The sequence below is a fragment of the Saprospiraceae bacterium genome, from assembly GCA_026129545.1.
GTDB lineage: Bacteria > Bacteroidota > Bacteroidia > Chitinophagales > Saprospiraceae > M3007.
The window spans coordinates 81,247-106,410 of sequence record JAHCHX010000007.1; the positions used below are offsets into that span (position 1 = coordinate 81,247).

General features: G+C 54.9%; 18 protein-coding genes. All 18 read right to left on the reverse strand.

Going from position 1 to position 25,164, the window contains the following annotated elements; translation table 11 throughout:
• Positions 1-11: 11 nt before the first annotated feature.
• Positions 12-1,136: an HNH endonuclease gene (locus tag KIS77_23195; GenBank protein MCW5925243.1), complete on the reverse strand. Its 1,125-nt coding sequence runs from the start codon at positions 1,134-1,136 to the stop codon at positions 12-14.
• A 392-nt stretch (positions 1,137-1,528) separates the two neighbouring features.
• Positions 1,529-2,347: a HEPN domain-containing protein gene (locus KIS77_23200; GenBank protein MCW5925244.1), complete on the reverse strand. Its 819-nt coding sequence runs from the start codon at positions 2,345-2,347 to the stop codon at positions 1,529-1,531.
• A 288-nt stretch (positions 2,348-2,635) separates the two neighbouring features.
• A complete protein-coding gene (locus KIS77_23205) occupies positions 2,636-3,004 on the reverse strand; it encodes a DUF3703 domain-containing protein (GenBank protein ID MCW5925245.1) in 369 nt (122 codons plus the stop codon).
• Complete coding sequence (locus KIS77_23210) at positions 3,001-3,432, reverse strand: hypothetical protein (GenBank protein MCW5925246.1); 432 nt, start codon at positions 3,430-3,432, stop codon at positions 3,001-3,003. The genes KIS77_23205 and KIS77_23210 overlap by 4 nt, the downstream gene beginning before the upstream one ends.
• A gap of 27 nt (positions 3,433-3,459) precedes the next feature.
• Positions 3,460-5,502: a cadmium-translocating P-type ATPase gene (cadA, locus tag KIS77_23215; protein MCW5925247.1), complete on the reverse strand. Its 2,043-nt coding sequence runs from the start codon at positions 5,500-5,502 to the stop codon at positions 3,460-3,462.
• Between the two features lie 241 nt (positions 5,503-5,743).
• Positions 5,744-7,513 carry an agmatine deiminase family protein gene (locus KIS77_23220; GenBank protein MCW5925248.1) on the reverse strand — a complete coding sequence of 590 codons (1,770 nt, stop codon included), beginning with the start codon at positions 7,511-7,513 and terminating at the stop codon, positions 5,744-5,746.
• A 134-nt stretch (positions 7,514-7,647) separates the two neighbouring features.
• Positions 7,648-8,979: an efflux RND transporter periplasmic adaptor subunit gene (locus KIS77_23225; GenBank protein MCW5925249.1), complete on the reverse strand. Its 1,332-nt coding sequence runs from the start codon at positions 8,977-8,979 to the stop codon at positions 7,648-7,650.
• 56 nt (positions 8,980-9,035) lie between these two features.
• A complete protein-coding gene (locus KIS77_23230; GenBank protein ID MCW5925250.1) occupies positions 9,036-13,388 on the reverse strand; it encodes a CusA/CzcA family heavy metal efflux RND transporter in 4,353 nt (1,450 codons plus the stop codon).
• Between the two features lie 108 nt (positions 13,389-13,496).
• Complete coding sequence (locus KIS77_23235) at positions 13,497-13,904, reverse strand: hypothetical protein (GenBank protein ID MCW5925251.1); 408 nt, start codon at positions 13,902-13,904, stop codon at positions 13,497-13,499.
• Between the two features lie 105 nt (positions 13,905-14,009).
• Positions 14,010-15,704: an efflux RND transporter periplasmic adaptor subunit gene (locus tag KIS77_23240; protein MCW5925252.1), complete on the reverse strand. Its 1,695-nt coding sequence runs from the start codon at positions 15,702-15,704 to the stop codon at positions 14,010-14,012.
• A gap of 39 nt (positions 15,705-15,743) precedes the next feature.
• The gene (locus tag KIS77_23245; GenBank protein ID MCW5925253.1) at positions 15,744-16,916 is read right to left on the reverse strand and encodes a TolC family protein; all 1,173 of its coding nucleotides are present in this window, start codon (positions 16,914-16,916) and stop codon (positions 15,744-15,746) included.
• Entirely contained in the window at positions 16,913-20,065 is a 3,153-nt protein-coding gene (locus KIS77_23250; GenBank protein MCW5925254.1) for an efflux RND transporter permease subunit, read from the reverse strand. The genes KIS77_23245 and KIS77_23250 overlap by 4 nt, the downstream gene beginning before the upstream one ends.
• Before the next feature lie 3 nt (positions 20,066-20,068).
• The gene (locus KIS77_23255) at positions 20,069-20,266 is read right to left on the reverse strand and encodes a hypothetical protein (GenBank protein ID MCW5925255.1); all 198 of its coding nucleotides are present in this window, start codon (positions 20,264-20,266) and stop codon (positions 20,069-20,071) included.
• Positions 20,267-20,502: 236 nt separating this feature from the next.
• Complete coding sequence (locus KIS77_23260) at positions 20,503-21,705, reverse strand: multicopper oxidase domain-containing protein (protein ID MCW5925256.1); 1,203 nt, start codon at positions 21,703-21,705, stop codon at positions 20,503-20,505.
• A 91-nt stretch (positions 21,706-21,796) separates the two neighbouring features.
• The gene (locus tag KIS77_23265; GenBank protein ID MCW5925257.1) at positions 21,797-22,180 is read right to left on the reverse strand and encodes a heavy-metal-associated domain-containing protein; all 384 of its coding nucleotides are present in this window, start codon (positions 22,178-22,180) and stop codon (positions 21,797-21,799) included.
• Positions 22,181-22,246: 66 nt separating this feature from the next.
• Positions 22,247-23,266 (reverse strand): hypothetical protein, encoded by a 1,020-nt coding sequence (locus KIS77_23270; GenBank protein MCW5925258.1) that lies wholly within the window; start codon positions 23,264-23,266, stop codon positions 22,247-22,249.
• Between the two features lie 148 nt (positions 23,267-23,414).
• Positions 23,415-23,873, reverse strand: coding sequence for a hypothetical protein (locus tag KIS77_23275; GenBank protein MCW5925259.1), 459 nt, complete (start codon positions 23,871-23,873; stop codon positions 23,415-23,417).
• A 46-nt stretch (positions 23,874-23,919) separates the two neighbouring features.
• Positions 23,920-25,161, reverse strand: coding sequence for an efflux RND transporter periplasmic adaptor subunit (locus KIS77_23280; protein MCW5925260.1), 1,242 nt, complete (start codon positions 25,159-25,161; stop codon positions 23,920-23,922).
• Positions 25,162-25,164 lie beyond the last annotated feature (3 nt).

Here is a 25,164-nt window from a genome sequence, read left to right on the forward strand (position 1 = left end):
ATGTTTTGATGTTAAAAATGAATGTCGATGGCTTTGACAAACCCTCCTAAACTCTTGTTTTCATCGTAAATGGTCATTCGCATATCCGCCTTCGGCATCCAGATTCTGCCAAACTCGACGGCTGCCGCGACAGGTATCGCCGGAAACACGTGTAATACCGTATCATGACCATGTTCCGCTTTGATTTTATCGAAAAGGCGCCGCATTTGCACCCGAAAAGAGCCGAGACGTTGCCGGGTCTTCAAAAAATCATTGTTCGGATGTTCGTGCGTGAAAGTGTAGATCGTGCAATCTTGTCCCAGGACTTTTTCGATGCGGTCATTGGCCACGGTTGCGCTCAGGGAGAAATTGAGCGCGACTTTTGCTGGATTGCGTCGGATATCTCGGATGGAGTAGGTGATGTTGTCTCCTTCTTGCCAGCGCCAGGAGTCAGGCTCTCGGTGTTTTTGGTACACGGTCATCGGCAAAATGTCATTTAACAGCACTCCCAGCTGAATCAACAGCGGCTGTGGCGCCAATGCGAACACCGACAAATGACGAACATCGTTGCTCCGAATCAAAGGACGCAAGGTGCCATTCACCTGGCTTTGCAGATGTTGAAGCTGCATGGGCCAGTAATTTGGCGAGCTGTCTTTTTCTAAGGAATTAACCAGGGAAAGGAGGGTCGGTTTATCACTCGCGGGATACCACTCCGGGTACATCGCGGCAGATGCAGTCTGATAATTCAGCAGAGGCGAATGAGCGCCTACGTTTGCGCCAAAGAGGACGATATGACTTGCTTTGTCCGGCTGGATACCTGTCAGGATTTCAATTCGCTCCTCGTGTTTCCGCTTCATCTCTATTAGCCGGTCGATGGGATGCCCAGATACATCCTCCTTGTCAATCATACGATGGTGTTGGTCACACAGCAACATAAGATTACTGATGTGATTTGCCAATTGGAGCGACAACGTGGGGTCTCCGCGAGGGCCTCCCGGTTCATCGGCTATAATGTGGGCGATGTAGGAGGTATTGAACGCGACCTTTGTTACTTCGTCGCGCCAAAGAGGGATATTGCATCCTTCGTACTGACATCTCCCACCGGCCTTAACCCAAAGCAGGGTACTCACGTTTTTAGGAATCTTCGTCTTGCTCATTCTGCCACACAAAGAGTTTAAAAATTCTGGAATTTAAAACAAATACCGCGCCATCGTAAAACAAATGCCAGTTTGTCATATTTCTGTCAGTGCCTAAATCAAAATACTGGTCAAAAACCGTTTTCAAGAATAATATGAGCCAATGTGAGAAGAAGTCCATGGAAAAAGATGTGACTGATGATAACCTCTTCCATCTTACCTGCCTCATTTGCAGGTCTGAATGCCATTTTGCCCCTCACCGCTCCACCGGCCAGCCCTGCGCTGCCGCGTCCCGCTATCGCGGGGGCGGCGCTTGGGCAGGCCACATCTCGGTCACGCTTGGCCAAGGCACTCACTTCGCCTGGCCTGGGTCTGCCCCTGCGCTAACGCGCAAAGGCAGACCCAGGCGGGTATTAAATGAATTCAGCCATGACATCCAGGCACTTGCTTTGCCATTCCATCAATTTTTCCAAACTATCCACCAACGGCAACCCCGGTCGGTAGTAGTCTGGGGGATGATGCCCGCAATGCGCGCATGGGTACCGCGAGCCTGCTTCATGGGCGGTCGTAATGATAGAAAGCGGAAACAAGATGCTCGCAGCCCATATTTCGATACGAACGACTTTGTCCAGGGCATTGAGCAGCAACTTTACGTTGTCCAGATTACTGCAAAAAGCTACCATTTCGTCGGGGTTAATCGGGCTTTTCACCTTGTTTTGTGCAACACCCTGAAACCACGCGATCATCTGTTTTTGAAAATCTTCGGGTGGGACGTCAAGCGAAATCTTTGCGGCCTCTTCGAACGATTTGAAAAGTTCGGCAAGCTCTGCTGCATCCAGTTCTGCATAGTCAGCCGATTGCAAGCTGCCAATTTTTCCTTCCTGAGTTTTTAATTGCAGATGATATTGCTGGAACGCTTTTTTGGATATAGGCAGAAAATCGAGCGCCGAAGGGTCAGTTTCCAATTGAACCAGAACAGATTGCACCTTTTTGGACATTTGCTGGGCGCCTGCCCGGAAAATACGATAAGCCTTATGACCGATCTGACCACTCGCCAACTCGTCGAAGGATACCATCGCACCTTCTAATCCCAGCGCCTTCATTGTTTTCTCGACGGATTGTTGCAAGGCAAAAATTGCCATTGGAAACTCGCCATTTTCACGGAGCAGCCTGGCGGCGTTCAAATCCTTACGGGCAATTTCCAGAAACTGTTGAGCAATAGATTTTTGCATGACCTCAAAACGGCAAAGTTTGATGGTCAGTTCCCGTATGGAGATGCCCCCTCTGCTCCGCCGGCCAGCCCTCCCGCCGCGTCCCGCTTACGCGGCGGCGTCGGTCGAGCAGGCCACATCGTGCTCCCGCTTGGCGCAAATCTCTCACTTCGTATTGCCGGGGCCTGCCCCTGCGCTCACGCGCAAAGGCAGACCCCGGCTGTTGACGAATAAACCCGGACCAACGAGATCGCGGTCAAACTCAGAAATTACGAGCTCACTCCAAACTGCCGTCCGTGTCGAGGCGGTTTACACCTTATGAGACTTCAATATCGTGTCTAAATCCCCCGGTATCTCCATCGGTTGCAACGGCGGCACATTCGCCCCGCCCGTGTTGCCAACGGGGATTTTGCCCACAAAGGATTTCACCCCGCCGAATACGAGCCGCGTGATTTGGCCGAGCACCTCTTTCGGGCTTTTGATAAAAAAGCCGAAACGCAACATCCGCCAATGCACGTAGGAATGTTCGCGCGGCCAGGACTGCGCCAGAATGTGGGCGCGTTCGAGGTGGCGCCACGCCTGTTGCAGGTGGCGCTGCGCAAACTCGGTTTCGTACAGTTCCAGTTCGCGCCGGTAGTGTTCTTTGATGCCTTTCGGCATGGTCCAGTAGAGTTTCATTGCACGGCAGTGAGTTCTAATTCGTCCTTGACAAATTCCTTGACCCCCGATGCCCCGGAAATTTCTAACCAAATTGGACTATCGGGGTCCTGGATGCCGAGTTTGAAGGTGAAAAAACCACAGCATTGCCGTTCGGCCTGGATGAAAACCATGAGTTGGCCGAGCGTTTCGTCCGACCCGGCAAAACGAAAAGCGTAGCCATGCTCGGTTTCCACCGTTTCGAGGATTTTCTTTTTCAATTCGGCTACCGCGCCCACTTTGCGAGCTTGTAACTCCGGCGAGGTGAGTTTACAGGCGATTTCTTTATCGGTGTTCACGACGTTCAGTTTATCGAAAGACTGGCTGACGGTTGTTGCATCGTTTTGTTGTTTTTGCTTGCAGGAGAGGAGCAAAAGTGCCGCCATCAAGCAGGTTGTGATATGCTTCATGATGTTGAAATTTTATTTTTTCGATAGTTAAAAATTCATACGCTGCACCCTTACCGCGTTCAAAATCGCCAGCAACGCCACCCCCACATCCGCGAACACCGCCTCCCACATGGTCGCCAGGCCGCCCGCGCCGAGTATCAGCACGATGACCTTGACTCCGAAAGCCAAGCCGATGTTTTGCCACACTACGCGCTTCGTGGCCCTGCCGATGCTGATAGCCGTCGCCACTTTGGAAGGCTGGTCAGTCTGGATCACCACGTCGGCGGTTTCGATGGCCGCATCGGAACCGAGGCCGCCCATCGCAATACCCACATCCGAGACCGCCAGCACGGGCGCGTCATTGATGCCATCCCCTACGAAAGCGATGACGCGGGCGGGATTGTCGCGTTTCAAGGCCTCCACTTTTTCTACTTTCCCTTCCGGCAGCAAATCGCCAAAACCTTGCTCGATGCCGAGCGCGGCGATGACCTTCTGCACCACCGCGTCCTTGTCGCCGGAAAGCATCACCAATTCGCGCACCCCGGCACGATAGAGCCCGGCCACCGTCTGCTGCGCATCGGGCTTGATTTCGTCGGCGATGGTAATGAAGCCCGCGTACTTCCCGCCGACGGCCACCACCGCAATCGTATCCACTTCCGAGTCAAGTTCGGCAGGGTAGGGGATGCTGAATTTTTGCAGCAGTTTGGTATTGCCCACCAACACGGCCTTGCCGTCCACCGTGCCGCTCAATCCGTGTCCGGCGATTTCCTGCACGTCGGCGACAACGGCTTTTTGCCAGTCAATTTTAAGTTCGTCGGCGTGAGCAATCAACGCCTTTCCGACCGGGTGTGTGGAGTGCTGTTCGAGTGCGGCGGCGAGTCGAAGCAAATAGCCCTCCCCGTTGGGGAGGGTTGGGTGGGGCGCCACGTTTTGCACTTTGAACACGCCGCGCGTCAGCGTCCCGGTTTTGTCCATCACCACCGTGTTCACCTTGGTCATCAGGTCGAGAAAATTCGAGCCTTTAAACAAAATCCCGTTGCGCGACGCCGCCCCGATACCACCGAAGTAGCCCAGCGGAATTGAAATCACCAGCGCGCAAGGGCAGGAAATGACTAAGAAAATCAGGGCGCGATACAGCCAGGTGTCGAACGAATAATCCGGCGCAACGAAATAAGGCACGATGACGAGCAGCGCGGCCAGCAATACCACAATCGGGGTGTAAATCTTGGCGAACTTGCGGATAAACAACTCTGTTGGTGCTTTGCGGGCGGTAGCGTTTTGCACCATTTCGAGGATGCGGGCGATACTGCTTTCGCCGAAAGGTTTGCTCACGCGGATTTCCACCACGCTGTCGAGGCTGATCATGCCGGCCAATGCCGGTTCGCCTGCCGCGAGGGTGCGGGGTTTGCTTTCGCCCGTGAGCGCGGCGGTATCAAAACTGCCCTGCGCGCTCAGTAGCGCGCCATCGAGCGGTACCCGGTCGCCGGGACGGACGCGGATGGTGTCGCCCACCTGTACGGTGTCGGGTTTGGCGCCCACAAAATTGCCGTCGCGCAGCACGAGGGCCCAATCGGGCCGCACGTCGAGCAGGGCTTTGATGTTGCTTTTGGCGCGGCGCACCGCCGCCGTCTGGAACAATTCGCCCACGGCGTAGAACAGCATCACGGCCACGCCTTCCGGGTATTCGCCGATGGCGAAGGCGCCGACCGTGGCAATGCTCATCAGCAGAAATTCGGTGAAAAATTCGCCTTTCCCGATGGCCTGCACCGCCTCTTTCAGCACGGGTAAACCGACGGGGAGATAGGCTGCCAGATACCAAACCAAGCGTACCCAGCCGGTGAAAAACCCCGGCTGGATGTACTCGTCCAGCGTGATACCGCCAAGCAGCAGCACAAAACTGATGATGGAGGGCAGGTATTCGCGCCAAGGGCTATGCACGGCTTCGCCCTCGTGGTCATGGCCGTCGTCGTCAGTATGTTCGGCGACGAGAGGCTGGGCGGTTTTAGCCTCGATTTTTTCTTCGAGGGTGCAGCAGAGTTGACGGCCTTGCGCGTCGTAAGTGTGGACGTGGGGGGTGATTTCTTTTTGCATAATTAAAATTGAAAAAGCAGCCGCCCGAAAAACAACAATCGCCTTCCGGGCGGGCTGCCGGATGTTAAAAAACTCTTGTCAGCCTCTTTATTTAGGCATCGAAATCGGCCGGGCGGCTTACCACAGTCTCGACCAAGCCGTTTCAGGTAATGCGTTCCACGGCTCTGCGCGACGGAATTTTTCACCAGCAATGTGGAGAGTCATTTGTCATAAGGTCTGGTTTTGGAAGTAGATGTCTGTGTCAACGTCTCACAAAGACTTTTTGCACCTGCCGCCCTTGCGGGCCGTGCAGCGTCACGAAATACGTCCCCGGTTCCAGTAAATCGGCCCGGAAGAAATATTTGGACTCGCCTGCCGGGAGCGTGCCGTTGAATACGCTCGCCACCGTCCGACCCAATATGTCGGTGATTTCGATGCTCGCCGATGCGCCGTTTTCGCTGAAAACCGGCACACAGGTAATCGCGCCGGCCGGGTTTGGGAAAATACGGAGCAATTGAGGTGCACCCGTTGCTTCGTCGGTGCCCACGCTCAGCCGAATGTTGAAATCAAAAAAACCTTCCGGCGCGGGCAACGGCCTCACTTGTTGTTTGCCGGAGTTCGCCGTCGCATGGAGGTAGTAGCGCACCGTAGAGCCGTAGGGTTGTTGCGGAATCCAACCCGTCCACAGATGGGTCGTCGGGTCGGTCAGCGTCATCGGCACAGACTGGTAGCCGCTTGCGGTGTCGGTCGTGTAAAACACCTCGGCCCCGGCGATGCCGCTGCGATGCCGTATCCACGTTTTGACCTCGTAAGCGGGCGGGTTAGTGTCCACAAAACTTTCTACTTGTTTGTGCTGAATCAGCAAGGGGTCAGCCACGCCCACTTCTTTTACGATGCAGTGAATCGCCCCGCCGAGCGGGATAATAGCGTTGCAGTTGATGCCCACTATGTTGTAGCCTGGCATATTTTTCTGCCAAATGCGGATGGCGGTGGTGTCGTATTGCACTTCGTACTGCGGCAGCAGCACGGTTTTGTTCACGATAAAAGAATTGACGAAGGTGCGCAACGGTGCGCCCTGACTTGGGTAAACGCCACCGTCGGGCGGCATCGCGATGCGCACCACTTTGTACGTCGTACCGAAAGGTGTGGTGTAGTTGGCGAGCAGGTACTGGATATTGGCCTCGATTTGGTCGCGGTCAATCACGCCCTCCGGGTATTCGCCCACGAGCAAAGTTTCCTCGTTGAGCAACTTCATGTGCATATCAATGTGGTGGATGCCGTCGTAAGGCAGCACATCGAATTTCACATAGCGGTCAATGCCGTAGAAGCGGCGCATGATGCTGTCCACGCCTTCCTCGGTGTGGTTGCTCGTACCCCACATATTATTGATGCCATTTTCTTCCAACACGAGTTTGCTCGAAAAATTCGTCCCCATGCCGTCCGAAAAGTTGTTGCCGCCGGGGTGTGCCAAGTCGTATGGCGCGACAGTGGTAGAATAGACGGGGTAGCCGAAATACGCGCCCACGACACTCGGAATCGTGTCGTCTTTCGGGCGTGGGCGGTTGTAAATCCAGTCCACCAGCGCCAGCGAGTCCACCCCGTTGAGATAAATCGGGTTAGCACCGTAGTCCCGAATCCAGATGCTGTTGTACGGAGCGACTTTGAACTCGACGTTGCCGCCTGTCTGCCAGTCCACACCGTAACCGCTCAGTTCCGACTGGCAGGTGGCGATGTCGTTGGTGATGACCAACACCCGGCATTCGTTTTTGGCCGCGTTGACGATTTGCGCCAATATGGGTTTGAAACTTGTCCATGTGACCACAATGGCTTGCATTTCTTCCCATTCGGCCGCCGCCCGCACGGGTGCGGGCGGCGGCGTGGTGATGCCGGAGAGTGTGCCGGGCGCGGGTTTGTTGGCTGAAAGCCAGCCGAGTTCTTCGACGGAAAAGCCTCTTGGGAGCGGGTCGTTTTGGGCAAATGCGGTCTGGCTGAACGCCAGTAATGAACAGAGTAGGTAGAGAATCTTTTTCATGACATCGAATTTTATTGATGAAAAAGGAAGTGATTTCTGAAAAGGAAGCCCCCCGAAAGGAACATGACGAAGTAGAAAGAATTCCTCCCGGAAGGGCTGCCGGTACTGTAACTCATTGACACAAACTACAATGCTCAGTGCGCGTGGCCTTCTTCTCCCTGTGCCGCCGCTTTGGAGGCCGACAACAAGTAAAAAGCGCCCTTGGTCACGACCCGGTTGTTTGCCAAATCAAAATCCTCAGGTAACAATACTTCGACCCAACCGCCGTCCACCACACCGCGTTTTACTTCCACCATTCGGAAATGATGTTCCGCGTGCATTTCACTTTCTCCTTCGGCGTGGTCGTGTTCTTCTTTTTCGGCATTGTGGGCCGCTTCACCTTTTTCATGTTCATGTGCCTCGGGTTTGGCGGGGCCTTCCGCTTCTTCCACGAAAATGTAATCCTTACCCTCACTGCTCACAAGGGCTGATTCCAACAATGCAGCGACGGGGCTGGCGCCCGTTTCTACGGTTGCTTTGAAGTACATACCTGGCAACAATGCGGTGTCTTCCTTGTCCAAATGGCAATGTACCCGGATGCTGCGGTCGGGGCTTATCTCGCGTCCAAAAAGGTAAATGGTTGCCGTACGCTCCCTTGTTTCGTTAGCCAAGGTGAAACGGACTTTTTGCCCGACTTTGAGTTTCAGAATGTCTTTCTCGAATACCGTCAGTTCGGCGTGCAAATGCTCCGTGTCGGCTATTTTGAACATTACTTCCGTACTTCCGACATACTTTCCCGCATTCACGTTCACTTCCGTCACAAAGCCGTTTGTGGGCGAGTGAAGGCTGATTTCGCTCTGAAAATTATCGGGCGAGAGGCGGTCCGGGTCAATGCCGAGCAGTTTGAGTCGTGCCCGTTGGCCGCCCGTTTTGGCTTCCAGCCCTGCTATTTTGGCTTTTAGGGTTGTATATTCGGCTTTTGCGGCTTGCAGGGTTTTGCCTGCATTCACATTTTCGCGGGCGAGCTCCTCCTGTCGTTTGTACTCGGCCTCGGCGTATTCCAATTGGCCGTGCGCGGCGATGAGTTCTTGCCGGGTTTCGAGGTATGTCTGCTGTTCGGTGATGAATTCCGGGTTGTACAACACGGCGATTACTTCTCCTTTCCGTACCCGTGTGCCTTGCAGCAGGTCCGATTTTTTCAGGAAACCGGGCGCGGGCGCGCTGATGCTCACGAGGTTTTGCGGAGGCACATCAAGTACCCCGTTCACTTTTACCATGCCGGAGAGCGGGCGGGTCTCCACCTTGCCGGTCTCGATGCCGGCGATTTTATATTGGTCGCTCGTGAGTACCACTTCCAGAGCCTCGCCCTCATGGTGTTCGTGTTCTTCTGTTATTGCTTCGCCTTCGGCTTTTTTACCCCCGCAGGCGGCCAGCAACAGAATGCCCCCGAGTGTCGCAGCGAATATGATATGATGCAGAAATTTCATTGTCTTTTACTTTTAAAATGGTGTTGAGAAATGGAGAAGCAGTCATGCCGGTCGAGTTATTTCCCGGCCAGCCATTCCATGCCGATGACTGCCTGATTGTAGGCATCGAGTGCGGCCAGATAGCCGAGTCTGATGTTGTTGGCCTGTGTGAGCGCCTGCGTATATTCCAGGTAGCCCACGTCGCCTGTGCGGAATGCTGTTTGAGCGTTGGTCAACAAGAGGTCGGCAGTAGGCAAGGCACTTTTTTCATAGTATTCCAGCGAGGCACGTTGTTTTTCGTATTCCCGAAAAGCTTGCTGGTATTGCCCTTCGAGTTGGCGCGTCTGCGATTCCAGATTCGTCTGCGCGATTTGTTCGCCGATCCTGGCAGCCTCGACGCGACTTTTCTGTGCCTTCCGGAAAATGGGAATGGCAATGCCCACCTGCGCTACGTGGAAGCGGTCGCTGGAAGTATATCGCGGGTCAGCGCCGGGTTCGACCGAGTTAAGCGACTGGTTGAGATAGCCGATACTGAAATCCGGCGCCAGGCGCGCTTTTTCTGCCCCGGTTGCCGCCTGGCTGAGCGCCACTTGTTGTTGTAACCAGGCGAGGCCGGGATTCCCGGTCGCGCCGCTCGTGAAATCTGGCAGCGTCCTTTTGTCTAATCGGGAGTCGGCGGGAATGCTGACGAGCTGCGTGGCGTTGAGCAGCGTTTGCAGACGCACCTGGACGATTTGAATATCGGAAGCAACCTGAGCCAATTGGTTGCGGACTTCGCCGAGCTGCGCTTCGGCGGTGGCTTTTTCGAGCGCATTGGATTCGCCTGTGCGTAAGCGAACGTCGGCTGCCCGCACAAAGCCCGTCAACAGCGTGTCCTGGCTTTGGAGCAGCCGTTGTTTTTCCAACAAATAAGCCAACTCGTACCAGGATGAACGCACCTCGTAGGTCAGGTCATTGGTTGTGACGGTTAGTGATAGTTCGGCGGCACGAGTGTTGGCTTCTGCCAGCGCGATTCCGGCTCTCCGGTTCCGTAAACCGGGAATTTCCTGCGTGACGCTGAAACCCTGGTCGAATTGATTGCTGTTGTACTGCCCCAGTTGCGCCCCAAAGTTCATTTTAGGCATTTCATAAGCCGCCCCGCGCAGCGTTTGTTGTAATTGAATCTGGTAAGTCCCGGACTTGATTTGCAAATTATTTGATTTGGCCTGCACGATGGCTTCGTCCAAGGTCAAAGGCATTTGTGCCGTTGCATTATTTGGGAAAAATGCCAATGCCAGCAGCGCCAATGATGCCACCACCGGCTTCATACCCTTGCCAAACCATTTTTCAAAATAAACGTACAAGCAGGGCAACACCAGCAGCGTGAGCAGCGTGGCCGAAATCAGCCCGCCGATGACCACCGTCGCCAATGGGCGCTGCACCTCCGCGCCATCGCCCATTGACAAAGCCATTGGCAAAAAACCGAGCGAAGCCACAGAAGCCGTCATAATGACCGGGCGCAAGCGGACGAACGTGCCCTTGCGCACCCGTTCGAGCACATTGGTCATGCCCTCCGCTTTGAGTTGGTTGAAATAACCTATGAGTACGATACCATTGAGCACCGCCACGCCGAACAACGCGATGAAGCCCACGCCCGCTGAAATCGAAAACGGCATACCCCGTATCGCCAGCGCTGCCACGCCGCCAATGGCCGACAGCGGCACGGCGGTGAAAATCAAAAAGGCTTGACTGACAGACCGGAAAGTAAAAAACAGCAAGGCAAAAATCAGCGCCAACGCCACCGGCACAGCCACCGAAAGCCGTGCCTTGGCTTCCCGCAGGTTCTCGAACTGCCCGCCGAAGGTGTAGGTGTAGCCGCTCGGCAGTTTGAATTTTTCCTGCAAAATGCCTTCGATTTCCTCCACCACGCTTTCTACGTCGCGCCCGCGCACGTTGAAGCCCACAAAAATCCGCCGTTGCCCGCTCTCCCGGCTCACCTGCGCCGGGGCTTCTTTGTACTCAATGGTTGCCACTTGGCTGAGCGGTACTTTCTGACCGTCGGGCGTGGGGATGTAAAGATTATCAAGGTTGGCCAAGTCGGTTCGCAGGCTGCGCTCGAGGCGCACCACCAGGTCGAATCGCTTTTCCCCTTCGTACACCACACCCGCGGTGCTGCCCGCGTAAGCCGTTTTGACAATCATATTGATGTCAGCCACGTTCAGCCCGAATTGAGCCAGCCGGTCCCGGTCGTAGGTGACCTGTATTTGTGGCAAACCGCGTACTTTTTCAACCGTCGGCTCAGTCACACCTTCCACCCGGGCAATAAGTTGGGCGACTTTGGCGGCTTGGTCAGCCAATACGTCGAGGTCGTCGCCGAAGATTTTGATGGCCACATCTTGCCGAATGCCCGTCATCAGTTCGTTGAAGCGCATTTGCATCGGTTGGGTCATCTCTATGCTCACGCCGGGCAGGACGGAAAGCGCCTGTTCCATAGCCTCCTGCATTTCTTCCCGGTCGCAGACTTCTTCCCGCCAGGTGTCTTTTGGTTTCATTGCCACCATGATGTCCGCGCGTTCGACGGGCATAGGATCGGTGGGAATTTCTGCCGAGCCGATGCGGCTGACCACCTGCTTGACTTCGGGGAAATTTTTCATCAAAATCTCCTCTGCCTTGGTAGTGCTTTCCACCATTTGCGTCAGCGAAGTGCCCTGCATCATGCTGAATTCCACTGTCAGGTCGCCTTCTTCCAGTGTGGGAATGAATTCACCGCCCATGCGGGAAAAACCCCACAAAGCCAGTGCAAAAAGCAGAGCAGAAATGCCGATAGTGAGTTTTTTCCAACGCAACACGCCTTCCAGCGCGGGGGAATAGAGTTTGTGAAAAAACGCCATGATGCGGTCGGACACGTTGACCTTGTGGTTTGTTTTTTTGCTCAAAAACAGGGCAGATGCCATGGGCACCCAGGTCAGGGAAAGGATGAAAGCGCCCAAAATAGCGAAGCCGACCGTCTGCGCCATCGGTTGGAACATTTTGCCCTCTATGCCGACCAGCGAAAGAATAGGCAAATAGACGATGAGGATGATAATTTCCCCAAAAGCCGCGCTGTTTCTGATTTTCGACGCAGCAGTGTAAACCTGCTCATCCATTTGTCGTTGTGTGAGCCGGGCAACACCCGGAAACAGGCTACTGCCCGTGATGCGATGCACAATTGCCTCAACAATAATGACTGTGCCATCTACCAGCAAACCGAAGTCAATGGCGCCGAGCGACATCAGGTTGCCCGATACGCCGAAAAGGTTCATCATGCTGAAAGCGAACAGCATGGCCAACGGGATCACCGAAGCCACCACTAAGCCCGCGCGAAAATTGCCGAGCAGCAATACCAATATGAATACCACGATAAGACCACCTTCCAGAAGGTTCTTTTCCACCGTTCCGATGGTGCGTCCGACCAATTCGGTGCGGTCAATAAATGGCTCGATGACAACTCCTTCGGGCAGCGACTTCTGTATGATGACGATGCGCTCTTTTACACGTTTGCTTACCTCCATGAAGTTGTCGCCTTTGAGCATGAGCGTGATACCAGCCACTACTTCACCCTCGCCGTTGCGAGTGACCGCGCCGAGGCGGTTGACGCTCCCGAACTGCACCGTGCCTACGTCACGCACCAACACCGGGATGCCGTTGCGCGTTGTGACGACGATTTTTTCGATGTCCTGCAAGGTTTGCACCAACCCGATGCCCCGGATAAAGTAAAGGTTGCTGCCTTTTTCAATGTAAGAGCCTCCCGTGTTTTCATTGTTCCGTTCCAGCGCTTCGAACACGTCGGGCATGGTGAGGTTCAGCGCGTTGAGCTTGTCGGGGTCCACCGCCAGTTCGTATTGTTTCACAAAACCGCCCCAGCCGCTTACCTCGGCTACACCCGGCGTACCTGCAAGTTGGCGCTTGACTACCCAATCCTGCATGGTGCGCAAGTCGGTGGCCGTGTATTTGTCTTCAAACCCTTTTTTCGGGTGAATAGTGTAGTGATAAATCTCGCCCAATCCCGTGGTGATAGGCGCCAGAAATGGCTTTGCTAACCCGAAAGGGATGGCTTCTTCGGCTTCTTTGAGTGCCTCCGACACTTGTTGCCTGGCCCAATAAATGTCCGCATCGTCTTTGAAAACGACGGTGATCACCGATAAACCGGAACGGGAAATTGAACGGCGCTCCACGACCTTGGGAATATTCGCCAGGGTCAGTTCAATCGGCGCGGTAATAAACTGCTCTACCTCTTGTGCACCCAGCGTAGAAGCCTGCGTGATGACTTGCACCTGGTTGTTGGTGATGTCGGGTACAGCATCCAGCGGTAGGCGGATAAAAGACATAATACCCCAAATCACCAGCACCAGCGTAAGCAGCCCAATGATGAGTTTATTATGAATGGAAAAATGGATGATTCTGTCTAACATGGAGACGGTTGGGTTGATGAGTAGAAAAATAGCATCATCCGCACCCGGCTTTTCACCACATGCGGAACACCCTGCCGATCCGGTTTACCGGACTGGTCAGCGGAAAAATTAACCCAACTTATTTATCGGAGGACGGAACAGCGCCGCGAGATGCGGCGAGGTGGAGGGCGCCTGATAACAGAAATTCGCCGCGCGCCGGTCGAAAAACCAGGCAGGAGCCGACATTTCGACAAAAGCATTTCTGAAAAAACCGGCATACGTCATACCCGTTACGCTGCACCCCGGGCAGTGGCAATGCCCGCAACCATCGGTATCGGGCGGGCAATCCTGACCGGGGTGGATGTCGTTGCACGGGTCGTCCGTCGAAGGCGCACAGTGGTCGTTGTGTACCAACCCGGAATCCTGATGCCCGACGGCCACAACATCCTCAATCCTTTCCGAGCCATGCGCGGAAAGCGGCTGCAACGGCAAAGCCGTGAGCCAAAGAAACAGGGTGTGGAGCAAGAGTAGCCGCATTGTCGGTTTATTCCGGTTGCAAACGTACAACTAAAAAGCGTATTTTGATGTGTGGGGCGGTTTTTTGGGGCTTTGTGTCTATGTCTCGACAATCCAGGTCCGCAGCTACTGATTCAAATACACCATCTTCACCTCGTAAACCCCTGCCGACACGACTTTTTCACCTTCTTCCACTCCTTTCAAAATCAACGTCCGGGTGCCGTCGTTCGCTCCTGTCTGCACATAACTCAGTGTGAACATCTCCGGCCCGTCTTTCAGAAACACCGCCGTTTTGCCGTTGATTTCGGTCAGAGCCGAGTTTGGCACGGTGATATTCCGGCTGGTTTCCTGGTTCAATGCTTTCACCGTCACAAATTCGCCAATTTTAAATTCGCCTTTCGGGTTGTCCATTTCAAAAAGCACGCGCTGGCTCTGGTTGCCGGGGTTCATGGTTTGGGCCGGCGAAATCAGCCGAACCTCGGCAGTTTTACTTCCATTGGTTGAGGCCGTGACGAGAAATTTATTTCCCGACTGAACGACGGGCAAATCCTGCACATACACCTGCGCTTCCACATACACTTTGTTCAAATTGGTGACGGTGAACAGCGTTTGCCCGGCCGATACTTCCGCACCTGGCGTAAGCGTGAACGCGCCCATCACGCCCGAGATCGGTGCCACCAGCGTCACCGTGCGGCTGTTGGCTGCCGAGTTGGCGCCCAGTGCGCGACTTTCCAGCGTTTGCAATTCGACCAAGGCCTGGTTGTAGGCGGCTTCGGCGGCCTGCACTTCTTTGGCCGCCGCGATGTCCTCAATTTTTTTCAATCGCTCGAACTCCCGTTTCGTAGCAGCAACGCGCGCTCTGGCGGTTTCGATTTGTACCGCAATCCCGGCGTTGTTGGCCGCGATGCCCACCTGGTCGGATGTGCCGATATTCTGCTGTAAAATCGCCAGCGTTTGACCGGCGCGCACCGTCTGACCGACGGCCACATTCACCCTTGTGATGCGTCCGCCCTGTGGGGCTATTACAGCGCCCAGTCCCCCGGAAGACGGGATAATCGTGCCGTACATCGTGGTGGCCGATTGGTAATCGCCTACCGCGATGGGCTGCGTCAGGATTTCAAACAAAAACTGCGTCTCTTTCGGGGCGTACACCGATTTCCCGTAGCCGCTTCCGCCCTCCTTGGGGCCGTGCTCCTCGTCGCCGTGAGCAAAAGCCGGGTTCAAATTCGGCGCAGAAAACCAGGCGCTTGCCAGTAAAAGCAGCGCCGTCAATGCCCGATTGCGACGGCGACTCGCAAACCACATACCCAAGCCGCCCAGCAACAGGCCGCCCACAAACCAAAGCCATTGGTTACCCGGCTCGGTTGGCGCGGCAGCACTCTCGGTAGCGGAGGGCAATTTTTTCCCCACTTCCACGCCTGCTACGCCGATCAGATCCGCCCCGTTGGGGTGGGTTATTTGCACGTTGAGCGTGTAGGTTTTGTTTTCAGGAAACGTGCCATGCAATTCGTACACACCCGGCGAAAGCGGCTTGGCCTCGAAAATGATTTGCGGATTTTCCGCCACGCTGATTTTCAACTCCGCCTTGTCAATTGGGCGGTTGGTTTTAAAATCGGCGATGTAAAGCGTCAAGTGAGCATCCTGGCCGGCGCTGAGTTCCGGGTAGTAAAGCGTGAGTTCGTAGCGGTCGCTTTGGCCGTACACGGTGAAATGGTCTTTGGCCACACCGGGGTCGGTCGCAATTTCGTCGCCATGTGCAAAAGCATTGGGCGATGCCAGCGCGAGGCTGAAAAGAAAGGAAAAGAAAACGGGCAATTTCATAACCGTTATTTTTTTAGATTGAACATCAATGATTTCAAACTACTGTCCCGACAGGTACAGCATTTGGATGCGGGCTGTTTCAAAGGCTTGCATCTGGGTCGCGTATTCGCGCTGAATTGCGTATGCTTCATCCAACGTGCGCAGGAAGGTGACGTAATCCATCTGGCCGGCCTCGCGCAGGCGTAGTGCCGTGGCGATCAGCGCCCGGCTGCGCGGCAGGGCTTCGCGTTCGTAGTAATGCACGAGGTTCAGCGCCGTGGTGGCCTCCGTCCGGGTTCGGGCGAGTTCGAGTGCCACAGCCTGGCTTTGCGCTTCGGTGCGGGCCAGGGCTGCCTGACCTTCGGCTTCGGCACTTTTTACGCCGGCGCGGTATTGTCCTACCCAGAGCGGGATGCCAACGCTGGCGCGAAAGCGATAGTCAATCGGCGTGCTTTGCAGACCTTGATTCAGATAGCCGAGCGAAAAATTGGGTAGCGCCCTGCTTTTGGCTAAGCTGATTTGCTGCTCCGCCACCCGTGCGGCCTGCTGTTCGTAGGCGACGGCCGGATTGCCTGCGGCGTTTCCTTGCAACAATTGTCCGAATAAGCCGAGCGTGTCGGGCGCCAATGGCGACAAACTGCCTAAATCGGTCAGTCCGGTGAGTGCCGCCAATTGTTGCCGAATTGACGCGGCGTTTTGCTCTGCTGCCAATCGCTCCTGGTGTACCGTGCCCGCTTCGTTTTCAGCCAGCGTTTTTTGCAAAAAATCAATTTCTCCGCCCGCGAACTGCCGGGCGGCGGTCGCGGCGATTTGCTGGTACACGCTGTCGCGCTCGGCCCATTGTCGGGCCTGGTATGCTGCTGCCTGCGCCTCCAAATACAGCGCGCGAACGGTGTAGCGCAGGTCGTTTTGGCTCAACTGCTGTCCGGCCTGGGCGAGGGCGGTTTCAGCCTTCGCCACCCGCTTTTGCCGGGTGTACACGGTCGGGAACTCGAACGATTGCAGTACCCCCATCGCGTAAAATTCCCCGGTGGGGCTTTCCGCGTTCACTTCGGGGTTGGGCAGATTGAGCGCCATTTTTTCCGCGTATTTTCTGGCCTGTACGTCGAAGGCGGCAGCCCGGTTGAGCGGGTGGTTTTGGAGGGCGGCTTGCACGGCGGAATCGGGCGTTGTTTGCGCCCATACCGAGGAGGCGCTCAGGCCGAAAATCAATATTTTTATCAGCAATTTCATAGCGCGTTATGGTCGGGTTTTAGGTTCGCAGATTGTTTTTTCCCTTCAAAATATTCCTCCACCGCTTTTTTGCCCCAAGCCCAAAACACCGTTGGTGTTACGATCATGTCCAACAAAGTGGAACTGAGCAAACCACCCAGAATGACCGTCGCTACCGGGTAGAGGATTTCCTTGCCCGCCGCTTGCGCGTCCAAAGTCAGGGGAATCAATGCCAGCGCAGCCACCAATGCCGTCATCAACACCGGCACCAATCGTTCGAGCGAGCCGCGCACAATCATCTTCTTGTCGAACTGCTCGCCTTCGTGTTCGAGCAGGTGGAGATAGTGCGAAATCATCATGATGCCGTTGCGCGAGGCGATGCCCGTCAGCGTGATAAAACCTACCAGCGTTGCCACCGAGAAGGTGCCGCCTGTGAGCCATACTGCTGCCACCGAGCCGACAAGGGCCAGCGGGATATTCAGCATCACCTGTGCCACGATTCGCCAGGAACGGAAATGCGCGTACAGCACGAGAAAAATCCCCAGGAAAGCGAAAATGCTCAGAATGCCGATGAGCCGCGAAGCTTCCTTTTGCGCTTCAAACTGGCCGCCGTATTCTAAGAAATACCCCTGCGGCATCTTAATTTTTTCAGCCACCGCCCGCTGCATTTCGGCTACCGTGCTGCCGAGGTCGCGGCCTTGCACGTTGGCCGAGACGACGATGCGCCGCTGCCCGTTTTCGTGGCTCACGGTGTTGATGCCTTTTTCGTATTCGATGTGGGCGATGCTTTCGAGCGGAATCAGAACGCCCTCCGGCGTGTGAATTTGGGTATTGCGGATGTTTTCGAGATTTTCACGGTCTTCTGCCACCGCCCGCAACACGAGGTCGAAGGTTTTTTGCCCGTCCAGAATTTGGCTGACCACCTTGCCACCGTACAACACTTCGAGGTCGCGGGCTACTTCCCCGGTTTGCATCCCGTAGCGTTGCAGGGCGTCGCGGTCGAGCCGAATGGTGAGTTGCGGCACCAGCACTAAGCGTTCCACCTGCACGTCCACCGCGCCCGGCACGGTCTCGACGGCCTCTTTCACCTGTCCGGCCAAAGCGCGCAGTTCGGTCAGGTCTTCGCCGAATACCTTGATGGCCACTTGCGCCCGCACCCCGCTCAGCAAGTGGTCGAGGCGGTGCGAAATAGGCTGTCCGATGCTGACCGACACGCCGGCAAGGTTACCGAGTTGTTTGCGAATATCGGCCACGACCTCCGTGCGCGGGCGGGCGCCTTCGCGCAACTCTACCTCGATTTCAGAGTTTGATACCGGCTCCACATGCTCATCGAGTTCGGCGCGCCCGGTGCGCCGGGCGGTGTACTGCACATCCGACACCCGCAGGATGAGTTGTTCGGCCACCGTACCAATTTTGTTGCTTTCTTCTAAGGAAGTGCCCGCCGGAGCGTACAGATTCACCGTAAAACTGCCTTCATTGAATGGCGGTAAAAACTCTGTGCCGAAGCGCGTCACCATCAGCAAGGAGCCGATGACCAGCGCCGCCGCCGCGCCGATCACCGTGCGCGGATGCGTCAGACCGAAATTCAGCAGTTTCATATCCTGCCGTTTCAGCCAGGTGACCAAACCTGATTCTTTGCCCTCGTTCAGTTTTGAATTGGGAAGCAAAAAAGAACAAAGCGCGGGCGTCACGGTGAGCGAAACCACCAACGATGCCAAAATAGAGGTGATATAAGCGATGCCCAGCGGCGCAAAAATCCGTCCTTCGATGCCTTGCAACTGGAACAAGGGCAGAAACACCAGCACCACGATAATGGTCGCATATACGATGGAATTGCGCACTTCGCTACTGGCTTCATAGACGACAAGAAGCGAGTTTTTTGGGCTCCCCGCCGCCCGATTTTCTTTCAATCTGCGAAAAACATTTTCAACGTCCACAATCGCATCGTCCACTAATTCGCCGATGGCGATGGCCAGACCGCCGAGCGTCAGGGTATTGATGGAAATGTCGAACCACCTGAAAACCAGCGCCGTAATCACCAGCGAAAGTGGAATCGCCGTCAGTGTGATGATGGTGGTACGGAAATTCAGGAGAAATAGAAACAGCACGATGATGACCAAAATGAAACCGTCGCGCAGCGCCACCTCCACGTTGGTCAGCGAATTGACAATGAAGTTTTTTTGCTGAAAAACCTCCGGATTGAGCCGCACATCAGACGGCAACGAAGGTTTCAACTCTTCCAGGGCCTTTTCAACTGCCGCTGTTAAATCCACCGTACTGGCCCCAGGTTGTTTCTCGACGGTCAGTATCACGGCGGGTCGGGCGTTCACCGAGGCATCGCCGCGTTTGATGGCCGCGCCGAATTGTACTTCGGCCACTTGGCTCAGCAACACCGGCGAGCCTTCCCGGTTCGCCACCACCGTTCGCTGCAAGTCTTCCAGGTTTTTGGAGCGCCCCAGCACCGAAATCAGCACTTCCGAACCATAGCGATTGAAAAAACTGCCCGTAGCATTCAGGTTGGCATTGGAGAGGGCGCGGTCGAGGTCTTCAAGGGTCAGATTGTATTGTTTAAGTTTGGCCGACGACACCAGCACCTGGTATTGCAGCCGGTCGCCGCCCATGGGAATCACCTGTGCCACCCCTTTTATCGCCAGCAACCTGCGCCGGATGGTAAAGTCGGCCAGTGTCCGCAAATCGGCTGCACTGCTGAGCGTCTGGCCGGTCGCGCTGTCGGGTTCGGCGGTCACGCCCACGAGCATGATTTGACCCATGACCGACGAAATCGGCCCCATCACCGGCACGATGCCGTCGGGCAGTGGTACGGTGGCGAGTTTTTCAGCCACGAGTTGGCGGGCGCGGTACACATCCACCTCCCAGCCGAACTCCACGAACACCAGCCCGATACCGCGCGACGAACTGCTGCGCACCGTTTCTACGCCGGGCGAGCCGTTGAGTGCCGTTTCGATGGGCAAAACCGCTTGCGCCTCCACCTCTTCGGGCGACATCCCGCCGGCTTCGAGGAACACCGTCACCCGGGGACGGTTGAGGTCGGGCAACACGTCCACCGGTAGGTTGGTAATCGTCCAGCCACCCCACACCAGCAGCAAAGCCGCTGCGGCCACCACGAACAGGCGGTTTTGTAATGAGAATTTTATGAGAGCGTTGAGCATTTTTCAACAACATTTTTCACCCGCCTGTTGGGGAGGGCATTTTACCGTGCCATAGCTGCAAAACACACAGCAGTCGCCCGGCTTGGGTTTTAACATTGATTGACAGTTACTACATGAATAGAAGAATTGGCACGCATCGGTCGGCATGATTTCCTTTTTTTGAAAACCGCATTTTGGGCAGGTGAGTGTTGAGTCAAGGATTGGCTTATAGACATTGTTTTTTCTTTTTTGCCAAAACCGCCAACCGGCCCACCCAACTCCAATTGTGCCTAATAGCCAAAAAAGAGGTGCGTATTGCTCGGCAAATTTGGTTACGGCTATTGCCGCGCTGCTTCCCACAATAAGCACCAGTAGAGGCAGGCCGAAGCAGCATAAAAAAGGTAGTATCAAGGTTGCCAATCCAGAGGCCATTGCGAGCGACTCTTTTTTCATGGTATTCATTTTTTAAAAAATTTCTTTACGGAGAGAACTTGCCCGTTTTCATCCACAATTTTCAGGACATAAACCCCGGCGGGCAATCCGCCCACGTGGACAGGCTCGCCGGCCGAAATCTCCTGTCGAAGCACAGTAAGGCCGTTTTCCGAAAGAATTTCAACCCTTGTTTTGCCCTTTGGAGTGGCAGACTTGAATCGCAGCGTCAGCCAATCCATCGCCGGGTTTGGGAGGATTTGGACCATGCCGCGCACCGTCGGTTCGGAGGTGGCGCTGTGATGCTGAATGAAAATGGCGACCGGATTCTGGTGCAGGAAGACGTCCGTACCCGGTGCGTAGTAATTGACCCGGATACTGTCTTCTCCGTTTGAAATGGCTTGGAGCATCAGGCCGACGCTTTCTCCGGGCGATAGTACAAGTGTGTCAACAGGCCATGCAGGAATCTGCGGCTCGCCGTTGCGGGTCACCACACTGGCTTCTACCAGATAGGGAAAAATCACCTCTCTGCGGCCAACACCTGAATGAGTTATAGTGAGAAAAACGGGCAATTGGTCCAATGCCGAAAAAACAGCCACGTCTTCCGCGTTGTAGTCGCCCAGAGCATCGCCGGATTTGCCGTTGACCAGAAAATAATCCGGCTCGAAAGGCGGCAGGTTGCCCGTTTGCGGAGGGTCGAAGTGCCATGCCGCATCGAACTCACTCAGTAGCCAATGATAATCTTTGAAATAGGGCGGCCCGTCGGTATAGGCTGTTTTTTCGCCACCGGCGGCCAACACGGTGAGCAATCCCGCCATCCCCATTTGACCGTGAACGGGATTTTGCAGGCCACAGTGGTAAAAATAGTCGCCTGACTGTGCGGCCCGGAAAGCGAATGTTTCCGTGTTGCCAGGCTGCACAAGCACAGGATTCGATGCCTCGCCGTTGTTGGAAGTGTCGCTTCCGAACCCATGCAAATGAAAGGTATGCGCCAGGTTGCCCGCGTTGTACACACTGACCTGCACGCTATCGCCCTCCTCTACGACCAATCGCGGCGCCGGATATTTCGCCGGCCCTTCGCCGGTGATTTGAAACCCCCACACCGGCAACACCGTCCCATCGCTCATTTCCGCCCACCCGTCTTCCGAAGCGGTCAATTGAAAGGTTTTGAGGGGTTGGGCCGACAGGCCGACCGACAGAAAAAGCGCGGCCCAGGTGCTCCAATTTTTCATGTTTTCCTTTTTAACGGTAATGCAAGGAGCTGCCGGACGCTGCCATGCAGCGCCCGGCGACCCGGATATGACTCAAAAAATCATGCAATCGTCATTGACGCCGATCGTACTGGCAGCAGCCCGGCAGATTGGTGTAAGCCTCGTCGTTGCCTTTCACCACATCAGTGTCGTATCCCGCGGCAGCGATGGCCTGATGAACCTTGTCAACGCCCGTTTGCGCCGGGTCGAACACGACGGTGAATTGGTGCGTGTCCATGTTCCAGTCGACGCTTTGTACGCCGGTCACGCCTTTGGCTGCCGTCTCAATCGTTCTTTTGCACATTCCGCAGTTGCCCCAAACCTGGAATTGGGCAGTTTGGGTGTTTGTGGCCGCAGTTGCGACTTTTTTTACCGGAGGGGTCCCGGTAGCGGGTTGTTGAGCGTATGCGTTATGGGTTGACAATGCCGCTATGCAGATGAAAATCAGGATTTTCATGTTTTTAAAATTGAATTGATTGAATGTGAAAGAGAAGATGAAATGGGCGGTAGAACACACGGGGTTTTAGTGGCCGCTGTGTCCTTCGTGTCCGCCCGACGTGGCCTGACCTTCGGCCACCTGCACCACGAAATCAGCCGTATGCACTTTGCCCCCGGTCTGGAATTGCAGCCAGCCGCGATAAGTGCCGGGCTTGGCGAAAGTGGTGTGAATGTCCAATTTGCCTCCTTCTGCCGAGGGATGGGTGTGGACGAACTCTTTGGAGGCCACTTCCACGAGCACGAGGTGGGCTTTTTCGCCCAAATAGTTCTCGAAAGTAGCGGGGTCAACGGGCTTGCCACCTTGTTTGATGGTCACCGGGATATGTTGCGGGCTACCCGTGGTGAAGCCGCCGCCGCCGTGTCCGGCTTCCATTGTGAGGGTGAACCCGTCCACAGTGGTCGTCATTTTCGGTTGGGTATATGCGACGGTTCTGGCGGGCGTCCCGGCCACGTTGAGTTCGGTTTTGTTCACCTGATTCAAGCCGCCGGTAGGTTTGTAATCCGTAAATGCCCAGTATTTGCCGCCGGCCTCGAAGCGCGTTTCGTTGTGTCCGCGACCGTTGGTGAAGTTTTCTCCCGAGGCCAGCACTTTTATGTCGTAACCGCCTGTGGCTGAATATTCCGGGTGAATGTGGTCGAACCACGAGAGGTCGTCGCTCACGAGAATGAGGTGCATCTTTTTCTCATGCACGAGGTCGAGCGGAACAGGGGCAGACTCGTTGCCTTTGATTTTTGGCGTGAAAGAAAGCATGGCCGATTTGCCCGCTTCGAGTTGGGCGGGATTGGCAGCGAAGGCCGTGAAATACTCGGCTTTGTTGGCCTCTACTTCGGCTTTCACAGGCTCCAAATTCATGTTGCAGACGGGACAAGTGCCGGGCTGGTCGTAGGTTTTGCCCTTCTCGCAGTTCATCGGGCAGATATATTTCGTACCCGGGGCAGCCGCTTCGGTCGTTTGGGCTTTGTGTTGAGAATGGTCGTTTTTGCAGGCATTGAATGCCACGACCGACAGCGCGAGCGCGAGGCCCGCGATGAGCATATTTTTCATAAAAAATTGAAATTGAGAGTGTTGGAAATAGAGATGAATAGTGAATAGACATATTTGAGCGACTTAGAAACAAATTATTCTAAATCATATCAATTGTTCTAAACCTATCTAAACCAGAAAAATGGGCACACGTCGGGCTGACGCGGCATCAGGCACCGATCTTGGGCGGCTGCCAAATAGGAAGGTAAACGGCTTCGGGCAGGTGCTCAGCAAAGTAAAATGCCATTTTTTGCACCGAATCGTTGAAGAGAGATGCCGCGAACGTGAGCGGCGTTTCGAGCGCGGAAGCGGCGCCGGAATGACACATCAGGCCGCAACCGGGACAGTGGCAACCGCCGTTGTCGTGGTCGCAGGGGCAGTTGGCGCCGGAATGCTGATGTGTTGAATCGTCTGAGCAGGAAGCTTGCGCCTCTTCTTTGGCACAGCAGGACTTTTCGGAAGCAATCTGCTGAGTTTGTGCCGCGTTTCTGGAATGTTCGTCACCACAAGCCCAAGCACGGTTCACCGAAGCGGCGAACAGGCTGAGGAACAATAACAATGTAGCAGGACGGAAACGCATAGAATGCACAAAGGTAAAACGGCAAAACGAAGGGAAGGTTTTTTCCACCTTGTTTTAAGATTTATTGGGAATTTTATCAATTGCTCCTTTCCGCTTACATCTTATGCCCGGCCATCGGGTCCGACCCTTTTTTAAATACAAATTCGCTGTTCAGAAGATAAGCACCCGACACGACCACGATTTCCCCGGATTGTAATCCCTCGACGATTTCAGTATAATCTTCATTGGCAATGCCGATGCGCACCATACGGCCTTCGAAGCCTCCATTGGTATTTTTTATCCAAACAGTGGTGCCACGGCTTTCCCGTATGAGCGCGTTGGTCGGCACGGCGAGCGTTCGACGGGTTTTGCCTTTCAAGGTAATCCAGGCTTGCATGCCCGGCTGATATTCACCACTTGGGTTGGATATTTCCACGCGGGTCAGTACGATTTTGGAAGCGGCTTCGAGGTTGGGATTGACAAAACTGACCTTACCGCTGAGGATGCGGCCGGGGAAATACGGCAAGGTGACCGATACCTCACGGCTTTGGGCAAGAAAGGGCAAATCGCTGACATACAATTGCGCTTCGGCCCAAAGCGTGCGCAGGTCGGCGAGTTTCAGCACTGTCGAACCTTCTGCCACATAACTGCCTTCGGCGGGCGGGGCTTCCATGACATACCCGGCGTAGCGGCTGTAAAACGTCACCGTGTTTTGGGGTGCGCCGGATTGTTCGATTTCCTGCAACTGTGCTTCGGTCATGCCCCAGAGCAGCAGTTTGTTGCGGGCGGCTTCCGCAATGCGGGAAAAATCGAGGTCGGTGTTGCCGTAACGTTTTTTGTTTTGCAATGCCAGCAAATAATCCTGCTGTGCGGCAGCGAGGTTTTCGCTGTACAGTTCAAAAACGGCTTGGCCTGCCCGCACGTATTCGCCCGCGTTGCGCACGAAAAGACGTTCGAGCCTGCCGCTAAGCCTTGCGGTCACGGTATTGATGCCGTTTTGGTTTTCACGCAGCGTCGCAGCGAGGGAGATTTCTTCGCCCAGCGCTTGCAGTCGCACGGTGTCGGTCTGGATGTTGGCGAGCCGGATTTGGTCGGCGCTTAGTTTTACCTCGTTCTCTTTCTTATTGCGGGCAATTTCTACCCGAACCAAGGGCATTTTGCAGATCGGGCAAGGTCCGGGTTTTTGTTCTACGACCTGCGGATCCATGGAGCAGGTGTAATAGACGTTTTCTTCTACCGGCACTGGGGCAGGCTTGCCGCAGGCGGCGAGCAATATTGTCGCGGCGAACAGGCTACGATTACTAAACTTTAAAAGTTTAGTAATCGTCTTCGCCATAGTTATTTTCAAAATATTCATTGT

Excerpts from the sequence above, each read along its gene's own strand:
- KIS77_23195 (MCW5925243.1), bottom strand. The coding sequence starts at position 1,136 with ATGAGCAAGACGAAGATTCCTAAAAACGTGAGTACCCTGCTTTGGGTT.
- KIS77_23200 (MCW5925244.1), bottom strand. The coding sequence starts at position 2,347 with ATGCAAAAATCTATTGCTCAACAGTTTCTGGAAATTGCCCGTAAGGAT.
- KIS77_23205 (MCW5925245.1), bottom strand. The coding sequence starts at position 3,004 with ATGAAACTCTACTGGACCATGCCGAAAGGCATCAAAGAACACTACCGG.
- KIS77_23210 (MCW5925246.1), bottom strand. The coding sequence starts at position 3,432 with ATGAAGCATATCACAACCTGCTTGATGGCGGCACTTTTGCTCCTCTCC.
- cadA (MCW5925247.1), bottom strand. The coding sequence starts at position 5,502 with ATGCAAAAAGAAATCACCCCCCACGTCCACACTTACGACGCGCAAGGC.
- KIS77_23220 (MCW5925248.1), bottom strand. The coding sequence starts at position 7,513 with ATGAAAAAGATTCTCTACCTACTCTGTTCATTACTGGCGTTCAGCCAG.
- KIS77_23225 (MCW5925249.1), bottom strand. The coding sequence starts at position 8,979 with ATGAAATTTCTGCATCATATCATATTCGCTGCGACACTCGGGGGCATT.
- KIS77_23230 (MCW5925250.1), bottom strand. The coding sequence starts at position 13,388 with ATGTTAGACAGAATCATCCATTTTTCCATTCATAATAAACTCATCATT.
- KIS77_23235 (MCW5925251.1), bottom strand. The coding sequence starts at position 13,904 with ATGCGGCTACTCTTGCTCCACACCCTGTTTCTTTGGCTCACGGCTTTG.
- KIS77_23240 (MCW5925252.1), bottom strand. The coding sequence starts at position 15,704 with ATGAAATTGCCCGTTTTCTTTTCCTTTCTTTTCAGCCTCGCGCTGGCA.
- KIS77_23245 (MCW5925253.1), bottom strand. The coding sequence starts at position 16,916 with ATGAAATTGCTGATAAAAATATTGATTTTCGGCCTGAGCGCCTCCTCG.
- KIS77_23250 (MCW5925254.1), bottom strand. The coding sequence starts at position 20,065 with ATGCTCAACGCTCTCATAAAATTCTCATTACAAAACCGCCTGTTCGTG.
- KIS77_23260 (MCW5925256.1), bottom strand. The coding sequence starts at position 21,705 with ATGAAAAATTGGAGCACCTGGGCCGCGCTTTTTCTGTCGGTCGGCCTG.
- KIS77_23265 (MCW5925257.1), bottom strand. The coding sequence starts at position 22,180 with ATGAAAATCCTGATTTTCATCTGCATAGCGGCATTGTCAACCCATAAC.
- KIS77_23270 (MCW5925258.1), bottom strand. The coding sequence starts at position 23,266 with ATGAAAAATATGCTCATCGCGGGCCTCGCGCTCGCGCTGTCGGTCGTG.
- KIS77_23280 (MCW5925260.1), bottom strand. The coding sequence starts at position 25,161 with ATGAATATTTTGAAAATAACTATGGCGAAGACGATTACTAAACTTTTA.